The organism is Klebsiella sp. K47, assembly GCF_051858335.1.
GTDB lineage: Bacteria > Pseudomonadota > Gammaproteobacteria > Enterobacterales > Enterobacteriaceae > Klebsiella > Klebsiella pneumoniae.
Window position 1 is genome coordinate 1 of the sequence record NZ_JBPYUI010000149.1, and the last position, 259, is coordinate 259.

Below are 259 nucleotides of genomic sequence, written 5' to 3' on the forward strand. Positions count from 1 at the left end.
AGCCGGGACGGGTAAAACTTTATCGTCATTGCCAGAACTCCACGCGGTTAAAGCGGCGGATAAATCGCGACAGAGACAGAAACGTAACCCCCGAGCCTGGATTACATTCCGCGACCTGCAGCTGGTTATCGAGCATCACAACAATCCCAACATGGGAAACCGTTGAACCCGAATAGCAAGCAACTCCGGCGCCTTCACACGGGGCGCAACGTTTCAGCGAAAGCATCAGCTTTCTCGCTTCCCGGTCGAGGCCCCCGCC

General features: G+C 56.4%; 1 pseudogene. It reads right to left on the minus strand.

Going from position 1 to position 259, the window contains the following annotated elements:
* Positions 1 to 25: 25 nt before the first annotated feature.
* Positions 26 to 259, minus strand: a pseudogene (locus tag RRF55_RS27495) (nitrite transporter); the annotation flags it as partial.